This is a genomic window from Salinicola rhizosphaerae, from assembly GCF_014652715.1.
In the GTDB taxonomy this organism is placed as follows: Bacteria; Pseudomonadota; Gammaproteobacteria; order Pseudomonadales; family Halomonadaceae; genus Salinicola; species Salinicola rhizosphaerae.
The window spans coordinates 1-1,146 of record NZ_BMZI01000019.1 but is presented as its reverse complement, the minus strand read 5'-3'; the positions used below and the strand labels follow the sequence as shown (position 1 = coordinate 1,146).

The 1,146-nt window shown below is 66.6% G+C and carries 1 protein-coding gene; it reads right to left on the bottom strand.

The annotated features are described in order from the left end of the window. A partial coding sequence (locus IE125_RS19135) for a cadherin-like domain-containing protein (RefSeq protein WP_189446287.1) occupies positions 1-1,146 on the bottom strand: 1,146 nt, incomplete at both ends.

The window sequence follows — 1,146 nt, the reverse complement described above, 5'->3', positions numbered from 1 at the left end:
CGGGGCATCGTTGGTGCCGGTGACCGTCACGGTCAGTGTCGAGGTGGCCGTACCGCCCTGGCCGTCGCTGACGGTGTAGCTGATCTGAGTGGTGTCGGTCTGGCCCGCGGCCAGGCGATCGAACGCCGTGCCGGGGTTGAAGCTGTAGCTACCATCCGCGTTCAGGGTGAACGTGCCGCCGTTGGAGCCGGCGATGGCCGTGCCCACACTCGCGGCCGTGCCGTTGACCGCGCTGACGCTGAGCGTGCCGCCATCGACATCGCTGTCGTTGGCCAGCACACCGTTGGCGGCGTTGACGGTCAGGGTGGTGTTTTCACCGGTGCTGCCGGTATCGGCCTTAGCGACCGGCACATCGTTGGTGCCGGTGACGGTGATGGTCAGCGTCGAAGTGGCGGTACCACCCTGCCCATCGCTGACGGTGTAGCTGACCTGAGTGGTGTCCGTCTGACCCGCCACCAGGCGATCGAACGCGGTGCCGGGGTTAAAGCTATAGCTGCCGTCCGCGTTCAGGGTGAACGTGCCACCGTTGGAGCCGGCGATCGCGGTACCCACGCTCCCGGCCGTGCCGTTGACCGCGCTGACGCTGAGCGTACCGCCATCGACATCGCTGTCGTTGGCCAGCACGCCATTGGCGGCGGTGACGGTCAGGGTGGTGTTTTCACCGGTGCTGCCGGTATCGGCCTTGGCGACCGGCGCGTCGTTGGTACCAGTCACGGTGATCGTGACGGTCTGCGGCGCACTCACCCCACCATCGTTGTCCGTGGCGGTGTAGGTGAACGTGACGTTGCGGCTCTGACCCGCCGGCAGGGCATCGAAGTCGGTACCCGGCGTGAAGGTGTAGCTGCCGTCGCTGTTGAAGCTGAGGCTGCCGTTACCCGCACCAACATCCGTCGCCAGCTCGTAACCCGCGATGGTGCCGTCGACATCGGTCGCGGCCGGGACTTGGCCGGTGAGAACCGTGTTCTCGCCGGTGGTCTGGGTATCAGCGACGGCCAACGGCGCATCGTTGGTGCCGGTCACCGTAATGGTCACGGTCTGCGGCGCACTGACACCGCCGTCGTTATCCGTGGCGGTGTAGGTGAACGTAACGTCGCGGCTCTCGCCGGCAGCCAGCGCGTCGAAGTCAGCACCCGGCGTGAAGGTGTA